At 68.6% G+C, this 16,359-nt stretch carries 15 protein-coding genes; 9 read left to right on the top strand and 6 right to left on the bottom strand.

The features are described from left to right. Positions 1 to 6: 6 nt before the first annotated feature. From AC0IYU_RS16715 to msrA, 3 genes are all read right to left on the bottom strand, one after another. The gene (locus tag AC0IYU_RS16715; protein WP_472119012.1) at positions 7 to 2,187 is read right to left on the bottom strand and encodes a TonB-dependent receptor; all 2,181 of its coding nucleotides are present in this window, start codon (positions 2,185 to 2,187) and stop codon (positions 7 to 9) included. A gap of 78 nt (positions 2,188 to 2,265) precedes the next feature. Next, entirely contained in the window at positions 2,266 to 2,658 is a 393-nt protein-coding gene (locus tag AC0IYU_RS16710) for a hypothetical protein (protein ID WP_472119009.1), read from the bottom strand. Positions 2,659 to 2,677: 19 nt separating this feature from the next. Then, a complete protein-coding gene (gene msrA / locus AC0IYU_RS16705; RefSeq protein ID WP_472119007.1) occupies positions 2,678 to 3,229 on the bottom strand; it encodes a peptide-methionine (S)-S-oxide reductase MsrA in 552 nt (183 codons plus the stop codon). Between the two features lie 102 nt (positions 3,230 to 3,331). On the opposite strand from msrA, the gene AC0IYU_RS16700 reads away from it, so the two are divergent. The 4 genes from AC0IYU_RS16700 to AC0IYU_RS16685 all read left to right on the top strand — a co-directional run bounded on the left by AC0IYU_RS16700 (position 3,332) and on the right by AC0IYU_RS16685 (position 6,763). After that, complete coding sequence (locus tag AC0IYU_RS16700; RefSeq protein WP_435484481.1) at positions 3,332 to 4,054, top strand: TetR/AcrR family transcriptional regulator; 723 nt, start codon at positions 3,332 to 3,334, stop codon at positions 4,052 to 4,054. 21 nt (positions 4,055 to 4,075) lie between these two features. Then, positions 4,076 to 4,753: a protein-L-isoaspartate O-methyltransferase family protein gene (locus tag AC0IYU_RS16695; protein ID WP_472119004.1), complete on the top strand. Its 678-nt coding sequence runs from the start codon at positions 4,076 to 4,078 to the stop codon at positions 4,751 to 4,753. Between the two features lie 16 nt (positions 4,754 to 4,769). Further along, complete coding sequence (locus AC0IYU_RS16690; protein WP_435436361.1) at positions 4,770 to 5,105, top strand: rhodanese-like domain-containing protein; 336 nt, start codon at positions 4,770 to 4,772, stop codon at positions 5,103 to 5,105. A 107-nt stretch (positions 5,106 to 5,212) separates the two neighbouring features. After that, positions 5,213 to 6,763, top strand: a complete 1,551-nt coding sequence (locus AC0IYU_RS16685; protein WP_472119001.1) for a TolC family outer membrane protein — start codon at positions 5,213 to 5,215, stop codon at positions 6,761 to 6,763. A 144-nt stretch (positions 6,764 to 6,907) separates the two neighbouring features. Here AC0IYU_RS16685 and AC0IYU_RS16680 read toward each other — a convergent pair whose 3' ends face one another. Together AC0IYU_RS16680 and AC0IYU_RS16675 are read right to left on the bottom strand one after the other, a co-directional pair. After that, complete coding sequence (locus AC0IYU_RS16680) at positions 6,908 to 8,293, bottom strand: 3-deoxy-D-manno-octulosonic acid transferase (RefSeq protein ID WP_472118998.1); 1,386 nt, start codon at positions 8,291 to 8,293, stop codon at positions 6,908 to 6,910. A gap of 9 nt (positions 8,294 to 8,302) precedes the next feature. Next, the gene (locus AC0IYU_RS16675; RefSeq protein WP_472118995.1) at positions 8,303 to 9,685 is read right to left on the bottom strand and encodes a phosphomannomutase/phosphoglucomutase; all 1,383 of its coding nucleotides are present in this window, start codon (positions 9,683 to 9,685) and stop codon (positions 8,303 to 8,305) included. Positions 9,686 to 9,796: 111 nt separating this feature from the next. On the opposite strand from AC0IYU_RS16675, the gene AC0IYU_RS16670 reads away from it, so the two are divergent. Genes AC0IYU_RS16670 through AC0IYU_RS16660 form a run of 3 tightly spaced genes read left to right on the top strand, consistent with a single transcriptional unit; the run spans position 9,797 to position 12,875 of the window. Continuing rightward, positions 9,797 to 11,398 carry a DNA-3-methyladenine glycosylase 2 family protein gene (locus AC0IYU_RS16670; protein WP_472118991.1) on the top strand — a complete coding sequence of 534 codons (1,602 nt, stop codon included), beginning with the start codon at positions 9,797 to 9,799 and terminating at the stop codon, positions 11,396 to 11,398. 6 nt (positions 11,399 to 11,404) lie between these two features. Further along, a complete protein-coding gene (locus tag AC0IYU_RS16665; RefSeq protein ID WP_435436356.1) occupies positions 11,405 to 11,902 on the top strand; it encodes a methylated-DNA--[protein]-cysteine S-methyltransferase in 498 nt (165 codons plus the stop codon). A gap of 31 nt (positions 11,903 to 11,933) precedes the next feature. Then, complete coding sequence (locus tag AC0IYU_RS16660; RefSeq protein ID WP_472118989.1) at positions 11,934 to 12,875, top strand: DMT family transporter; 942 nt, start codon at positions 11,934 to 11,936, stop codon at positions 12,873 to 12,875. Positions 12,876 to 12,879: 4 nt separating this feature from the next. Here AC0IYU_RS16660 and AC0IYU_RS16655 read toward each other — a convergent pair whose 3' ends face one another. Continuing rightward, on the bottom strand, positions 12,880 to 13,542 hold the full coding sequence (locus AC0IYU_RS16655) for a DUF1345 domain-containing protein (protein WP_472118986.1): 663 nt from the start codon (positions 13,540 to 13,542) through the stop codon (positions 12,880 to 12,882). Positions 13,543 to 13,787: 245 nt separating this feature from the next. Between AC0IYU_RS16655 and AC0IYU_RS16650 the strand changes: the two genes are divergently transcribed. Beyond that, entirely contained in the window at positions 13,788 to 14,633 is an 846-nt protein-coding gene (locus tag AC0IYU_RS16650; protein ID WP_472118983.1) for a hypothetical protein, read from the top strand. A gap of 102 nt (positions 14,634 to 14,735) precedes the next feature. Beyond that, a complete protein-coding gene (locus AC0IYU_RS16645; RefSeq protein WP_472118980.1) occupies positions 14,736 to 16,346 on the top strand; it encodes a class I adenylate-forming enzyme family protein in 1,611 nt (536 codons plus the stop codon). The last annotated feature ends 13 nt before the right edge of the window (positions 16,347 to 16,359 follow it).

The raw sequence follows: 16,359 nt of genomic DNA, 5'->3' as shown, positions 1-16,359 counted from the left end.
CCGACATCAGAAGTGCGTGGTCATGCTCACGTACAGGCTGCGTCGCGTGCCGTACTGCGGCGCGCCCACGCCAACGCCCGTTCCGTCGCGCAGCAGGTAGCTCTTGTCGAACAGGTTCAGGATGGCGATGCGCCCGACGATGTCGCCGCCCGAAGACTCCTTCCACGTGTGCGAGTAGGCGGCGTTGACCACCGCGTAATGCGGCAACGCGGCGCCGTTGGGCGCCCCGCCGTCGGCCGTGCGGCGCAGGCCGCTGCCGAAGACCAGATCGCCGCTGACCTGGTTGTCGCCGAAGCGGTAGCTCGCGCCGCCCGACAGCGTGTAGGTCTGGTCGTGGTCCAGGTACACGTAGTGGTCGGCGATGTAGTTCAGCTCATCGACGCCGAACAGCGACTGGCTCGACACGATGTTCTTGCCCATCGCCTTCTGGTAGGCGAAGTTCGCATAGGCCGACCAGTGGTCGTCGTTGTAGCGCGCCGACAGCTCCAGCCCGCGCGCGAGGCCCTTGGCGTAGTTGAACGGCGACAGGATCAGCGCCTGGCCGAACTGGCCTTCGTCGAGCAGGTTGGTGATGTTCTTGTAGTACACGTCGGCCGACAGCGACAGGTTGGCGTTCACCTTGTGGTCCACGCCCAGGTCGAAGTAGTGGGTGCGCTCCGCCTTCACCGGGTCGGAGTTGGCGATCTCGGGCTGGTTGGTGGTGCCCGCGTACAGGTTGATGCTCTGCTGCGACGCGAGCTCCTGCGGCGGCGGCGTGAAGTAGCGCGCATAGCCCGCGTGCAGCGCGGTGTCGCCGGTCAGCTTGTACGCCAGGTTCAGGCGCGGGCTCCACTGGTGCTCCTTGGTGAACGCGTCGACGCTGTCGTAGCGCAGGCCGTAGTTGAAGGTGAGCCTGGGGTCGATGCGCCACTCGTCCTGCAGATAGAGGCTGGCGAGCTGTCCGACCTTGCCCGAGTTGTCGTTGATCAGCACCGGCGTGTTGCCGGCCTGCGCACCGCTGTCGTCGACCGGGAACACGTTCACCGCATTGATGCTGCGCGTGTCCTGCCGCGTGTAGGCGCCGCCGAAGCGCAGCGTGTGGGCATCGCTCAGCTTGTACGAGGCATCGGCCTGCAGCCCGTTCGACGTGTTGGAGCGCAGGGTGTCGGAGGCCACGCCGCTGTAGATCAGGTCGCCCACGCCGTCGGGCACGTAGCGCAGGCTGGAGTACTGGTGGAAGGCCGAGACCTGGAAGTCCAGCGCGCCGAGCGTCTTCTGGAACGACAGGGCGACGAAGCGCGTGGCTTCGGTCTGGCGCTCGCGCACGTCCGAGGACGGCAGCCCGTTGAAGCCCGTGCCCAGGTCGCTGTAGCCGGCCAGCGAGAACGCCGGCGCCTGGTTCGGGTTGGTCGGAATCTGGAACTTGCCGTTGTACGTGCCGAACATCAGGCCCAGGCGCGTGTCCGCGTCGAGGTAGTAGGACAGGTTGCCGAAGGTCTTGCCCTGGCGCGTGCGGTCGTTCTGCGCATTGAGCGTGGGCTGCGGGTTCTCGATGCCGTTGGTGTTGGAGACCAGGCTGCCCGACAGGTAGTAGCTCAGGTTGCCGGTGGTGCCGTAGACGGAGGCGCTTTCTTCCAGCGTGTTGTGGCTGCCGAAGGTGAAGCCGAGCGAGCCGCCGGGCTTGCCGAAGCCCTGCTTCGTCTGGATGTCGACCACGCCGGCGGTGCGCAGGCCGTACTGCGCGGGCAAGGCGCCGGTGAGGAAATCGACCGAGTCGATGTAGCGCGTGTCCAGCGACTGGCCGAAGCCCGAAATGCCCTCGGGCAACTGCACGCCGTTGACGCGGTACTGCACGTTGCCGTGGTCGTCGCGCACATGCAGGGAGCCGGAGGCCTTCGAGTCCTTGGCAACGCCCGGCAAGGTCAGCAGCACGTCGTCCAGCGGCGTTGCATCGCCCTTGCCGAGCGCATCGATGGCGGCGCGGTCGATGCGGTAGACGGTGGCGCCCACCTCGGGCGACAGCTCCATGCGCGCCTTCTTCAGGCGCTCGGACTGGATCTCCACGGTGGAGAGCGTGCCGGGCGGCGAGGTGGACGCGCCGGGCGCCACGGTGGTGGTAGTGGTGGTGGCGTCCTGGGCAAGGGCTGGCCAGGACAGCAGGGAAAGAACGGCAACGCCGATGGCGTTGCGACGGAAATTGGGAATCATGATGGGCACTCGTTGAATCAATGAACGTCCGCCGCCGCCCGCGCAAGGCGGGAGGCAGCAGCCGGAACACGAAGGGATTCAGCGAGAGGAAGGCGGGCCGCGCGCGTCGAACAGCGCGACCCATCGGGCGAGGGCCTCGCCCTGCAACCAGGCGAAGGTGGCCGACGGCAGCAACACCGGCAGCACCACCAGCGGCACGCTCGGCGTGGCGCTGCCGTCGCCGAGCTGGTCGTACAGGCGGCATTCGGCGTCGGTGTGCTCGCCGAACAGGCTGCCCAGGCCGTGGGGGTGCTTGTGCACATCGCCCTGGGCCTGCGCCGGGACCCCGGTGGCTGCGGCGGCTTCGGTCAGCCCCGGCACGTGCAGCGAACGGTGCATGACGCCCAGCGTGCCCGCGATCCACAACGCGAACGCCAGCGCGACGATGATCGCGCGGGCGGAACGGGAGGATGAACGGCGGGCTGTCAGCATGGAACGCAGGGCGGCGGGCTCAGGCCTTGACGCGGGAGGCGAAGGTCTTCTGGAACTTCTCGACCTTCGGGCCCACGACGAATGCGCAGTAGCCCTGGTTCGGGTGGTTCAGGAAGTAGTCCTGGTGGTAGCCCTCGGCGGCCGAGTAGTTGGCGAGCGGCGCCACCTCGGTGACCACGCTCGAGCGGTAGGTCCTGCTCGCCTCGATCTCGCCGATGACCGCTTGGGCCACCTGCCTGTGCGCTTCGCTCGTGAAGTAGATGCCGCTGCGGTACTGGGTGCCGGCGTCGTTGCCCTGGCGGTTCAGCGTGGTCGGGTCGTGCACCACGAAGAAGATCTCCAGCAGTTCGCGCAGGCTGATCCGTGCGGGGTCGAACTCGAGCTTCACCACCTCGTTATGGCCGGTGCGGCCGGTGCAGACCTGCTCGTACGTCGGGTTGACGGTCTCGCCGTTGCAATAGCCCGATTCCACGTCCAGCACGCCCTGCACGCGGTCGAAGACCGCCTCGGTGCACCAGAAGCAGCCCCCGCCGAGCACGATGGATTCGGTCGACGGCGGTGAAGAGGACATGGGCTGCTCCGGCAGGGTGGAAAAAGACGAACCCGATATTGTCGCGGCTTGACGCGGCGATTGCCGGTCAACTACATTACTAACCCGCGAGTCATTAACCTCATGCCCACGCCCCGTTCCTTCGTCGACAAGCTCTGCCCGGTGCGCTCCAAGCGCGAACGCCGGAAAGAGGCGCGTCCCGGCGAACTGCTGGCCGCCGCGCTCGACCTGTTCGTGGAAAAAGGCTTCGCCGCCACCCGTTCCGAAGAAGTGGCGGCGCGCGCCGGCGTTTCCAAAGGCACCCTCTTCCTGTACTTTCCGAGCAAGGACGAGCTCTTCAAGGCCGTGGTCATGGAGAACCTCGGCGGCCGCTTCACCGAGTGGAACGCCGAGTTCGAGGCTTTCGAAGGCACCACCGCCGACATGCTGCGCTACTGCATGAACGTGTGGTGGGAGCGCGTGGGCAACACCCAGGCCTCTGGCCTGACCAAGCTCATGGTGAGCGAGGGCGCCAACTTCCCGGAACTGGCGGAGTTCTACCGCCGCGAGGTGGTCCGCCCCGGCCACGACCTGCTGCGGCGCATCTTCCAGCGCGGCATCGACAGCGGCGAGTTCGCGCCGATGGACGTCGACCACGCCATCTATTCGGTGGTGGCGCCCATGGTCTTCCTGATGCTCTGGAAGCATTCGGCCATGGTCTGCGTCGACGGCATGTCCGCGCTCGACCCCCGGAAGTACGTCGCCGCGCAGGCCGACGTGGTGATCAACGGGCTCAGCGCATACCCCGGAAGGCCGAGCGCGCCGCTGGCGTCACCGGCGCCACCTAAAATTGAAGGTTTGTCCTGAGCCCACTAGGAAAACCACGCCATGAACCCCACCCCCACCCTCGAGCGCTTGCGCTTCAACATGATCGAGCAGCAGATCCGCCCCTGGGACGTGCTTGAAACTGACATCCTCGAACTGCTGGCCCAGATCCACCGCGAGGACTACGTGCCCGAAGAGCACCGCACCCTGTCGTTCTTCGACATGGAACTGCCACTGCTCGACGGCTCGGTGCCCGGCGAATTCATGCTCTCGCCCAAGGTCGAGGCCCGCACGCTGCAGGACCTGCACATCCAGAAGCACGAATCGGTGCTCGAGATCGGTACCGGCTCCGGCTTCATGGCCGCCCTGCTCGGCGCCCGCGCCGCCCAGGTGCTGTCGCTCGAAATCAACCCCGTGCTGGCCGAGCGCGCCGCCCAGACGCTGCGCCAGAACGGCGTGACCAACGTCGAAGTGCGCCACGCCGACGGCGCCGTGCCCCTGGCCAGCGGCCCGAGCTTCGACGTGATCGTGCTGAGCGGCTCGGTCGCGCGCATTCCGCAGAACCTGCTCGGTTCGCTGAAGGTCGGCGGCCGCCTGGCGGCCATCGTGGGCGAAGAGCCGATGATGCGCGCCCACTTCGTCACCCGCACCAGCGAAAGCAAGTGGGACACGCTCCAGCCCTGGGACACCGTGGCCCCGCGCCTGCTGAATTTCCCCGAGCCCTCGCGCTTCTCGTTCTGAACGGGCGGTTGACCGAATGATCGACCAAGTCCGCCCCGCCGACCTTGCCGCCTGGTTCGCCCAGGACCCCGCGGCCATCCCGCTGCTGCTCGACGTGCGCGAGCCATGGGAGCTGCAGACGGCGAGCGTGGTGCCCCAGGGCTTCACCCTGTTGGCGATTCCGATGAACGAGATCCCCGGCCGGCTGGCCGAGCTGGGTGAAGACCATCGCATCGCCTGCCTGTGCCATCACGGCGCGCGCAGCCAGCGCGTGGCCGCCTTCCTGAACCAGAACGGCTTTGCCGAGCTCGCCAACGTGGCGGGCGGCATCGACGCCTGGTCCCAGCACGACCCCACGGTCCCGCGGTATTGAATGACACCCCCAGGCTTCGCGCACTTCCGCGCACCGTTCGCCGCAAGGCCGTGACGTGGTCGATGCGTAGCAAGCCCAAAAAGATTTCTCTTTCTCAAGGACGTTCAATGCCTTCCAGGCCCCGGCTTTCGCCTCTTACCGCAGCGCTCGCAAGCACCTTTGCAGCACTGCTCGCACTGCCGGCCCAGAGCCAGACACTGAACGAACTGTATGACGCCGCCCGCGGCTACGACGCCACCTACCAGGGCGCGCGGGCCCAGTACGACGCCAACGTGGCGCGCGCCGCACAGGCCAAGGCCGGCATCCTGCCGGCGGTCGGCCTCACGGCCGGGGTGTCGCGCAGCGACATCGAGATCGACACCCTCACCGGCACCGGCCGGGGCACCACCACGCCGCGCGACTTCAACACGCAGAACGTCGGCATCAACGCCACCCAGCCGATTTACCGGCCCGCGAACTGGGCCACCTACGAGCAGGGCAAGCGCCAGGCCGACATCGCGCAGGCGGTGTTCACCATCGCCGAGCAGGACCTGATCGTGCGCGTGAGCCAGGCCTACTTCGACGTGCTCGCGAGCCAGGACAGCCTCGCCCTCGTGCGCGCGCAGAAGGTGGCCGTGGCCGAGCAACTGGCGTCGGCCAAGCGCAACTTCGAGGTCGGCACCTCGACCATCACCGACTCGCGCGAGGCCCAGGCCCGCTACGACCTCGTGATTGCGCAGGAAATCGCGGCCGAGAACGACCTGCAGGTGAAGAAGGTGGTGCTCGACCAGCTGGTTGGCCGCCCCGGCAGCGTGCCCGTGCCGCTCGCAGTGCCGGTGGTGCTGCCCACGGCCCTGCCCGCGGACATCAATGCCTGGGTTGCGCAGGCCGACAGCGTGCATCCGGCAATCCAGCAGGCGCGCCTGGGCGTCGAGGTGGCCGGGCTGGAAGTGGAAAAGGCCAAGGCTGGGCACAAGCCCACGCTGGACGCCAACCTGGGCTACAACGTCACGCGCAACCCGACCGGCACCACCACCAGCACGGTGGGCACGCGCGCCAATGCCGCCACGGTCGGCGTCGTGTTCAACCTGCCGCTGTTCGCCGGCTTCGCCACCGAGAACCGCATCAAGGAAACGCTGGCGCTCGAAGACCAGTCGCGCAGCGTGTTCGAAGGCACCCGCCGAAACGTGGCGCAGGCCACGCGCGCGGCGTACCTCGGGCTGGTGTCGGGCGCGGGCCAGGTGAAGGCGCTGGAAGCGGCCGAGGCGTCGAGCCAGAGCGCGCTCGAGGCCAACCGACTGGGCTACCAGGTAGGCGTGCGCATCAACATCGACGTGCTGAATTCGCAAAGCCAGCTGTTCCAGACCAAGCGCGACCTGGCGCAGGCCCGCTACAACGTGCTGCTGGGCAACCTGAAGCTGCGCCAGGCCAACGGCACGCTGACGACGAACGACATGAACGCGATCAACGCGACGCTGGCGAGCAACGGCAGCGTGCCGGCGGTGCCTGCGGCCACGGCGCCCGATCGCACGGACCGCGGCGCGTCGCCCGTGGTGCCGGTTGCGCCGCCGAGCATTCCGGTGATTCCACCCGTGCCGGTGCAGCCGTTCAACCCGCCGGCGCCGGCGATGCCGACGGCACCCGTGCCGCCGGTGATCCTGAATCCGCCGGTGCGCTGAGTTTTTTTGTCTTTCTCCCTCCCCCGCTGGGAGAGGGTCGGGGTGGGGGCACGACGGCCTTGAACACCTGGCAGCGCTCGTCGGGCGCTTGCCCCGGTCCCAGCCTCCAGCCTTCCCCCAGAGAGGGAAGGAGCACATGCAAACTCAGTCCAGCGTGGGTTCCGCGCGCTGCGGTTCGCCGCCGTCAAGCGGCGCTGCGGCGGTCGCGACCGGCTCCGCGGCCTGCGCAATCGCCAGCACCGCCGCCGCCGTGCGCTCGGCCGCCCCGCGGTTCGACGACGAGAAGCCCAGCGCGGCCTGCGCCATCACGGCGCGGCGCTCGGGGTTCTCGACCAGCTTCAGCGCTGCAGTCACCGCCTGCTCCATGCCCTCGACGCGCAGCGACGCGCCGGCCGCCAGCGACAGCTGCGATGCTTCGGCGAAGTTGAAGGTCGACGGCCCCATGACCACCGGGCAGCCGCAGGCGGCCGGCTCGATCAGGTTCTGCCCGCCCAGCGGCTCGAAGCTGCCGCCGAGCAGCGCCACGTCGGCCAGGCCGTAGTAAAGCGCCATTTCACCGAGCGAATCGCCCAGCCAGATCTCGGCCTCGGCCGGCTGCCCCGCCGCGCTGCGGCGCGCCACCGCAAAGCCTTCGGCCTCGATCAGCGCAGCCACTTCGTCGAAGCGCTGCGGATGGCGCGGCACGATCATCCATTGCACGTCGTGCACCCGCTTGGCGATCGAGCGCACCGCGCCCTGCTCCGGCGGCACCGGCGACGTGGCGCCGAAGCGCTTCAGCACGTCGAGCAGCATGCGCTCTTCACCGTCGCGCGAGCTCGCGAGCACCACCATCGGCTTGGGCAGGCGCTCGCGCAGCGACACGGCCGCCTTGAGCTGGCGCTCGTCGGGCGTGGCGTCGAACTTCAGGTTGCCGTACACGCCGGCCACCTTGGCGCCCAGCGACACCAGCCGGTGCGAATCGGCCTCGGTTTGCGCCCACACGGCGGTGAGCGCCGAATACGCGGGCCGCGACAGCCAGGCCAGGCGCTCGGCGGCGGCCAGCGACTTTTCGCTGAGCCGCGCATTGGCCAGCACCAGCGGTATGCGGCGCTCGGCACAGGCCGCGGACATCACCGGCCACACCTCGGTTTCCATCAGCACGCCGATGCGGGGCTGGAACTTGTCTAGGAAGCGCGCCACGGCGCCCGGCGTGTCCCAGGGCTGCCACACCTGCGTGTCACCGGGCTCGAGCAGCTTGACGCCCTCTTCGCGGCCGGTGGCGGTGCCATGGGTGAGCAGGATGGGAATGCCGGGGTACTGGCGGCGCAGTTCGGCGATCAGGATGGCTGCAGCGCGCGTTTCGCCGAGCGACACGGCATGCACCCAGCACTGCGCATGGCCGGTGGTGGCCGCGTCGTAATGCCCGAAGCGTTCTTCCACGGCCACGCCATAGCCCGGCTCTGCCTGCGCGCGGCGCCGCAGCTTGCGACGGACCAGCGGTTGCACAACGGTGGTGAATACGCCGTAGAGGCGGAGCAACAGGGAACGCACAGGCTGGGTTCAGTGGGAGGCTTCGGCCAGGCTGGCGTCGGGCTTGACGGTTCTCAAAAGGGCCAGCATCTCGGCCTCGATGCGCTTGAGCGCCGCATCGGTCTGGCCTTCGAAGCGCAGCACCAGCACGGGGGTGGTGTTCGACGCACGGATCAGCCCGAAGCCGTCGGGCCAGTCCACGCGCAAGCCGTCGATGGTCGAGACCGTGGCGGGCGCCGCGAAGCGCGCGCTTTTCACCAGCTGGCCGACCACCGCATGCGGCTCGCCCTCGGCGCAGGCCACGTTCAGTTCGGGCGTGGAGAAGCTGGTGGGCAAGGCGTTGAGCACGGCGTTGGCGTCCGGGCTCTTGCTCAGGATTTCGAGCAGGCGGCAACCCGCATAGGTGCCGTCGTCGAAACCGAACCAGCGCTCCTTGAAGAAGATGTGGCCGCTCATCTCGCCGCCCAGCGGCGAATCGATTTCCTTCATCTTGGCCTTGATGAGCGAGTGGCCGGTCTTGTAGATCATGGCCTTGCCGCCCGCGGCCTCGATGGCCGGCGCCAGGCGCTGCGAACACTTGACGTCGAAGACGATGGTGCCGCCCGGCACGCGCGACAGCACGTCCTGCGCGAACAGCTGCATCTGGCGGTCGGGGAAGATGTTCTGGCCGTCCTTGGTGACGATGCCCAGCCGGTCGCCGTCGCCGTCGAAGGCCAGGCCCAGTTCGGCGTCGCCCGCGGCCAGCGCGGCCATCAGGTCCTTGAGGTTCTCGGGCTTGCTGGGGTCGGGGTGGTGGTTGGGGAAGTTGCCGTCGACCTCGCTGAACAACTCGGTCACTTCGCAGCCGATGGCGCGAAAGATGGCCGGTGCCGAGGCACCGGCGATGCCATTGCCCGAATCGACCACGATCTTCATGGGGCGCGCCAGCTTGATGTCGCCGGCGATGCGCTTCACGTACGCCTCGGTCACGTCGACCTTGCGCACGCTGCCGCCGGGGGCGAGTTGCGCTGTGCCGGCTTCCATGGTCTTGCGCAGGCCCTGGATCTCGTCGCCGTAGATCGCGCGGCCGGCCAGCACCATCTTGAAGCCGTTGTAGTCCTTGGGGTTGTGGCTGCCGGTGACCTGGATGCCGCTGGTGCACAGCGTGTGGGCCGCGAAATAGAGCATGGGCGTGGTGACCGCGCCCACGTCGATCACTTCGACGCCGGTCGCCACCAGGCCCTGGATCAGCGCTTCAGCGAGCGCGGGCCCCGACAGCCGGCCGTCACGCCCCACGGCGACCGACTTTTCACCGGCTGCGCGCGCGGCGCTGCCGAAGGCCCGCCCGAGCGCCTCGGCCACCTCGGTGTCGAGAGTGACCGGCACGACGCCGCGAATGTCATAGGCCTTGAAGATCGACGCGCTGAGCTGCATGAAAGGCGTTTCCCGGTTGGTTTTGCGAACGGGGCATTGTAGGCAACGCCCCGGAGGGCCACATGTCCGAAAACGGCCAGTTGAAACGAGTCGAAACCGTATCATTTCCCCATGCCCGCCGCCCACACACCCCACGAAGCGCTCGAGAGCGACGCCTGCTACCTGGCGATGAAGACGCACGACGCGCGCTTCGACGGCTCGTTCTTCACCGCGGTGACCTCCACCGGCATCTATTGCCGCCCGGTGTGCCGCGTGAAGCTGCCGCGGCGCGAGAACTGCCGCTTCTTCCGCCATGCGGCGCAGGCCGAGGCGGCGGGCTTTCGCCCCTGCCTGCGCTGCCGGCCCGAACTGGCACCGCGTGCGGCCAGCTGGTCGACCGAAGACGCTTCGCGCATCCTCGCGCTGCAGGCGGCCCGGCTCATCGACGAGCCCGACGCGTGGTCGGAAGACGGCCCCGGCGCGGCGCAGATCGCCGCACGGCTCGGCGTGAGCGACCGGCACCTGCGCCGCATCTTCGAGGTGCAGTTCGGCGTGTCGCCCCTACAGTATCTGCAGACGCGCCGCCTGCTGGCCGCCAAGCAGCTGATCGCCGACACCCGGCTGCCGATGACGCAAGTGGCACTGGCCAGCGGCTTTGCGAGCGTGCGCCGCTTCAACGCGGCGTTTCTCGAACACTACGGCTTGAACCCCAGTGCACTGCGCAGGGCGGGCGGCGCGGCGGCCGAAGGCGACAAGGCCAAGGCGATCGAGGTGCGGCTGGGCTTCAGACCGCCGTACGACGCCAACGCCATGCTCGCGTTCTTCGCACGCCGCGCGTTGCGGGGCGTGGAGGTCGTGACGACGGCCGACGGCAAGGCGCCCGTCAAGGGCAGCACGCCCACGTACGTGAAGCTGACCCGCACCCTGCGCGTCCAGCAAGGCACGCAGGCGCACGCCGGCTGGATGCAACTGCGCTTCGACCTGGAGCGCGAACTGGTGCTGCTGTCGGTGAGCGACTCGCTCGCCGCGGTGTTGCCCATCGTCATCAGCCGGGCGCGGGCGCTGTTCGACCTCGACGCCGAGCCGATGGCGATCAACGCCGCGCTGCATGCGGCCTTTCCGCACGGCGACGGGCTGCGCGTGCCCGGCGCGGTCGATGGCTTCGAACTGGCGGTGCGCGCCGTGCTGGGCCAGCAGGTCACGGTGGCCGCGGCGCGCACGCTGGGCTCGCGGCTGGTCGAGGCCTTCGGCGAGCCGATGGCCACGCCGGTCGAAGGACTGGACCGGCTGTTCCCCACGCCCGCCGCCATTGCCGCGGCCAGCGGCGACGCCCTCGGCCAACTCGGCATCGTGCGCCAGCGGCAGACCGCGCTGCACGCCATCGCCCAGCACGTGGTGGCCGGCAAGCTGGCCCTGCATGCGGGCGCCGACGTGCCCTCGACCATCGCCGCGCTGCAGGAGCTTCCGGGCATCGGTGCCTGGACCGCGCAGTACATCGCCATGCGCGCGCTGCGCTGGCCCGACGCCTTTCCGGCCGGCGACGTCGCGCTGCAGAAGGCACTGGGCGTGACCACGGCGCGCGCCGCCAGCGAGGCGTCTCAGGCCTGGCGGCCATGGCGCAGCTACGCGGTGCTGCGCGCCTGGCATGCGCCCTCTTCGTCTTCCGCATTGCCCACCGCCGAGACGGCGGCCACGGCATCTCCCCTCGTCACCACGGCAGGCTTCACCGCCTGAAATGTCATGAAGTTCAAGAGCAAAGTCATCTACACCTCGCACCTCGACACGCCGCTGGGCGGCATGACAATGGCGGCCACCGACCAGGGCCTGGCCGGCGTCTGGTTCGACCAGCAGCGCCACTGGCCCGACACCACCGGCTGGATCACCCGGGACGACCACCCCGCGCTGGTGGAGGCGGCCGCCCAGTTGCGCGACTACTTCGCCGGCCGGCGCGACAGCTTCGACATGACGCTCGACCTCTCGCACGGCACCGCGTTCCAGCAAAGCGTGTGGCAGCAGCTGCTGGCCATTCCGGCCGGCGCCACCACCAGCTACGGTGCATTGAGCGTGAACGTGGGCAACCCCGCGGCGGTGCGCGCGGTGGGCGCGGCCGTGGGGCGCAACCCGATCAGCGTGATCGTGCCCTGCCACCGCGTGCTGGGCGCCGACGGTTCGCTGACCGGTTACGCTGGCGGGCTCGAGCGCAAGACCGCCCTGCTCGAACTCGAGAAGGCGCTCTGAGCGCCGGGCACCGCAGAAGAACAGACGACGCATGACCACCACAACGAACAACAACATCCCCGCCAAGACCCTCGCTCCCACCGCCTGGCTCATCGACCTGGTGCTGCTGGGCGCGCTATGGGGCGCGTCCTTTCTGTTCATGCGCATCGGCGCGGCCGAGTTCGGTGCGCTGCCGACGGCCGCAGTGCGGGTGGCCATCGCCGCGCTGTTCCTGCTGCCCATCGCGCTGCTGCGCGGCCAGGGCCCCAGTCTTGCCAGGCACTGGAAGGCGAGCTTCGCGGTCGGCGTCTTCAACTCGGGCATGCCCTTCGCATTGTTCTGCTTCGCGCTGCTGACCATCAACACCGGCCTGGCGGCGGTGCTCAACGCGACCACGCCGATGTTCGGCGCGCTGGTGGCGTGGGCATGGTTTCGCGAACGCCCCGCGGGTTGGCGCATCGTCGGGCTGGTGATCGGCTTTGCCGGCGTCGCCATGCTGGCCAGCCGCAGCGCCGGCCTGCAAGCGGGCGCGAGCGGCAATGCCGCACTCTTCGCGGTGCTGGCCTGCCTGGCCGCGTGCCTGTGCTACGGCATCTCGGCCAGTGCCACGCGCGCCCACCTGGGCGGCGTGCCCGCGCTCACCACTGCCACCGGCAGCCAGCTGGGCGCCACGCTGTTCCTGGCCCTGCCGGCGATCTGGCTGTGGCCCGCGCAAATGCCCAGCCTGCGCGCCTGGCTCGCGCTGCTGGCCCTGGGCATCGCCTGCACCGGCGTGGCCTACATCCTGTTCTTTCGCCTGATCGAGCGGGCCGGTCCGGCCCGCGCGCTGACGGTGACCTTCCTGGTGCCGGTGTTCGCGCTGTTCTACGGCGCGGTGTTTCTCCAGGAGAGCATCACGCAGTGGATGCTGATCTGCGCGGCGGTGATCGTGTGCGGCGTGGCGCTGTCGACGGGCATCGTCAAGCCGGGCATGCCGCGCAGGCGCGCGACCTGACTGGCTAGATTGCGCCGGCCACCACGTTGACGGACAGTGCCAGCACCAGCATGTTGAACGCGAACGCCAGCACGCTGTGGAACAGCGTGATGCGCCGCATCTCCCTCGAGGTGGCCTGCACGTCGGACACCTGCGAGGTCATGCCGATCACGAACGAGTAGTACAGAAAGTCGAAGTAGTCGGGCGCGTCGTCCTTGCCCGGAAAGTCGAGCCCGCCGTCGGGCGTGCCGCCCTTCTGGTCGATGTAGTAGCGGTGCGCGTAGTGAAAGGCGTAGATGGTGTGGATCATCAGCCACGAACCCGCCAGCGCCACCATCCCGAGCGCGACATGGGCGGCGCGCTCCCAGCCGTTCAGCTGCTTGACCTGCTGCAACATCATGGCGATGGCCACCACGCTCACGGCCACCACCACCAGCATCGACACCAGGATCACGATGTTGGGCTGGTCGAGCTGCTGCGCACGCTCGCGCGTGCGCCTGGCATCGAAGGTGTCGACCAGCCACCATGTAAGCACCTGGTAGACCAGAACCCCCGCGCACCATCCGGCCAGGCCGCGCGCCATGCTGCTCATCGGCACCGGCATCAGCGCCGCAGCCGCCGCGGCAGCGGCGATCCCGCCGTAAAGAAGACGCTGTTTGCCGGTGGTGGTGGAGAGGTGTTTGAGCATGCGCGCCACTGTAGCCCTGCTGGCGTCGCCGCCGGGGCCGCGCCCCCCAGCCATCGAAAGCGTCCTACAAGCACAACGGCGTTGCGCGCATGCAAGCGTCTGAATGATGCGTCTATCGTGATGCCGCGTTACAGGGAGCCATGCCCGCAGGCACCGCAAAGGCCTCATCGGCTCGCGTCCACCTTCATTACATGCCCACGGCGTTCACATTTTTCATCCTCTTCAGGTCATCAAGGAATTCTTCCATGCTGTTTCGCTCCCGCCCCCTCGATCGGATCGCAAGACTCGGCACGCTCGGCACATTGGGCGCCATGGTTGGCACCGGCTTTCTTTTCGCCGCCACGCCGGCCCTGGCCGACCCCTCGCCCGCGCTCGACCGCTTCAGCTTCTCCGTGGGGGCGTTCAACGCCGACCCCAAGTTCAATGCATCGGTGGGCACGCCCTACGGCACGCTGCAATCGGGCGACATCAAGCCGGGCCGCGTGACGATGCCGCGCATCACGGCCGACGTGCTGCTCGGCGACAGCCAGGGCATTTCGTTCGACTACTACCAGTACAAGCGCGACTACTCGGGCGGCGTCGCGAACAGCACGTCCTTCGGCAGTTTCGGCACGCTGAACTCGTTCGGCAACGCCTCCGTCAACACCAAGCTCGACTTCGCCAAGCTGTCGTACAAATGGTGGATCGGCTCGGGCAACACCGTGCTCGGCCTGGGCGCTGGCGCCGCCTACTACCGTGCGACGCTGGGCGCGACCGCGCTGGCCTCGGTGAACGGCCAGGTCGGCACCCTCAGCGAGAGCTCGAGCGACAACGCCATTGCACCGCTGCTCGAGATCGGCGTGCGCCATGCCATCACGCCCGACCTTCGCCTGTTCGCCGACGCCTCGGGCGTGTGGAAGAACGGTGGGCGTTTTCACGGCAACATCTACAACGCCTCGGCCGGCGTGGAGTGGTTCCCGGTGAAGAACGTGGGCCTGGTGCTCTCTTATGGCGTGACGAACATCGACCTGACCCGCGAGGCGAGCTTTGCCGATTCGCGTCTGAAGGTGCGCCTGCAAGGCCCGTCGGCCTTCCTGAAGGCGCGCTTCTAGGGCCTGCCAGAGCAGGCCGCGCTGTGTAGCCAGTCTTCGCAAGACGCGTGGGGAGGCCAGCCTTAGGCTGCGCACCACCACAGAAGACCGGAGACACAGAGCATGCCTGCAGCCGACACGGGCCTCGCGCCCTCGCAGTTCCACCCCCGCATCTCGCGCGTTGCGCTGGGTGACGTGGTCCACCGCAGCGCGCGCCGGTTCGGCAGACGCACCGCGCTGATCGAGGGCGAGCACCGCATGTCGTACGGCGAACTCGACGCCGCGTCGAACCGCTTCGCGCACCACCTGCTGGGCCTGGGCCTGCAAGGCGGCGCGTGCGTGGGCATGCTGTGCAACAACTCCATCGAGATGGTGGTGGCACTGCTGGGCATCCAGAAGGCGGGGCTGGTGTGGGTGCCCATCAACACCGCGCTGGCGGTGGACGCCGTCGGCTACATCCTCGCGCACGCCGAGGTGCGCCACCTGGTGATCGACACCGCACTGCATGCCAAGCCCGAGCTGCGCGCACTGGTCGACGGCGCGGGCATTGCGCCGCTGCTGTGCGTGCTCGACGGCGACACGCCACCCGCGGGCGTGCCCACCGTGGCGCAGGCCATTGCGCAAGGGCCGCAGACGCTGCCCGACGTGCCCATCGACAGCACGCAACTCGCGCTCATCATGTACACCAGCGGCACCACGGGCCGCCAGAAGGGCGTGATGCATTCGCATGCGTCGGTGCACTCGGTGCTGCTGAGCAACATGGTCGAGTGGGGCAGCAGCCCGGAGCGCGCCGACGTGTGGAGCAGCGTGCTGCCGCTTTTCCATTGCGGCCAGCACACCGTGCTGATGTCCGCGCTCGCGGTGGGCGGGGCGCTGGTCGTGCTGCGCGGCTTCGACCCCGGCGCGGTGCTCGGCGCCATCGAGCGCCACCGCATCACCGTGATGGTCGGCCTGCCGATGATGTACGGCGCGCTGCTGGCCCACCCGCAGCGCGCGTCGCGCGACCTGTCGAGCCTGCGGCTGTGCGTGTATGCGATGGCGCCCATGCCGCGCACGCTGCTGCTGCGCCTGCTCGACGAGTTCTGCCCCAACTTCGCGCTGGTGTCGGGCCAGACCGAGATGTACCCCGGCGCCACCATCTTCGAAGCGCACGAACAGCGCAAGCGCTTCGGCTCCTACTGGGGCGTGGGCACGCTGGTGAACGAAGTCTCGGTGATGGGCGACGACGGCGAACTGCTCGCAGCGAACCAGGTCGGCGAAATCGTCTTTCGCGGCCCCAATGTGATGCTCGGCTATTACAAGGACCCGGAGGCCACCGCCAACGCCCAGCGCTTCGGCTGGCACCACTCGGGCGACCTGGGCAAGATGGACGACGACGGGCAGCTCATCTTTCTCGACCGCCTGAAGGACATGGTGAAGTCGGGCGGCGAGAACGTGCCGTCGATCAAGGTCGAGGAGGTGCTGCTGCGTCACCCGGGCGTGATGAATGCAGCGGTGGTGGGCTTGCCGCACGACCACTGGGGCGAGGCCATCACGGCCTTCGTGACGCGCCGCCCCGACGCGCCGGCGGACTTCGACGAAGCCGCGCTCACGGCGCATTGCAAGGCGCACCTCGGCGGCTTCGAGGTGCCGAAGGAAATCGTCTTCCTGCCCGCACTGCCCATGACCTCGACGGGCAAGATCCAGAAGTTCGAGCTGCGCAAGGCGCACCAGGACCTGTACCGACGCGCCTGAGCCGGCGCAGCCC

The sequence above is a fragment of the Variovorax sp. AC103 genome (assembly GCF_979254005.1).
Note: the sequence above shows the minus strand (reverse complement) of the source record. Positions and strands in the feature narration are given on the sequence as shown.

Coding starts and splice junctions, on each gene's coding strand:
- AC0IYU_RS16655 (WP_472118986.1), bottom strand. CDS start 13,542: ATGCTCAAACACCTCTCCACCACCACCGGCAAACAGCGTCTTCTTTAC.
- AC0IYU_RS16670 (WP_472118991.1), top strand. CDS start 9,797: ATGCCCGCCGCCCACACACCCCACGAAGCGCTCGAGAGCGACGCCTGC.
- AC0IYU_RS16700 (WP_435484481.1), top strand. CDS start 3,332: ATGCCCACGCCCCGTTCCTTCGTCGACAAGCTCTGCCCGGTGCGCTCC.
- AC0IYU_RS16675 (WP_472118995.1), bottom strand. CDS start 9,685: ATGCAGCTCAGCGCGTCGATCTTCAAGGCCTATGACATTCGCGGCGTC.
- AC0IYU_RS16665 (WP_435436356.1), top strand. CDS start 11,405: ATGAAGTTCAAGAGCAAAGTCATCTACACCTCGCACCTCGACACGCCG.
- AC0IYU_RS16690 (WP_435436361.1), top strand. CDS start 4,770: ATGATCGACCAAGTCCGCCCCGCCGACCTTGCCGCCTGGTTCGCCCAG.
- AC0IYU_RS16710 (WP_472119009.1), bottom strand. CDS start 2,658: ATGCTGACAGCCCGCCGTTCATCCTCCCGTTCCGCCCGCGCGATCATC.
- AC0IYU_RS16650 (WP_472118983.1), top strand. CDS start 13,788: ATGCTGTTTCGCTCCCGCCCCCTCGATCGGATCGCAAGACTCGGCACG.
- AC0IYU_RS16645 (WP_472118980.1), top strand. CDS start 14,736: ATGCCTGCAGCCGACACGGGCCTCGCGCCCTCGCAGTTCCACCCCCGC.
- msrA (WP_472119007.1), bottom strand. CDS start 3,229: ATGTCCTCTTCACCGCCGTCGACCGAATCCATCGTGCTCGGCGGGGGC.
- AC0IYU_RS16715 (WP_472119012.1), bottom strand. CDS start 2,187: ATGATTCCCAATTTCCGTCGCAACGCCATCGGCGTTGCCGTTCTTTCC.
- AC0IYU_RS16685 (WP_472119001.1), top strand. CDS start 5,213: ATGCCTTCCAGGCCCCGGCTTTCGCCTCTTACCGCAGCGCTCGCAAGC.
- AC0IYU_RS16660 (WP_472118989.1), top strand. CDS start 11,934: ATGACCACCACAACGAACAACAACATCCCCGCCAAGACCCTCGCTCCC.
- AC0IYU_RS16695 (WP_472119004.1), top strand. CDS start 4,076: ATGAACCCCACCCCCACCCTCGAGCGCTTGCGCTTCAACATGATCGAG.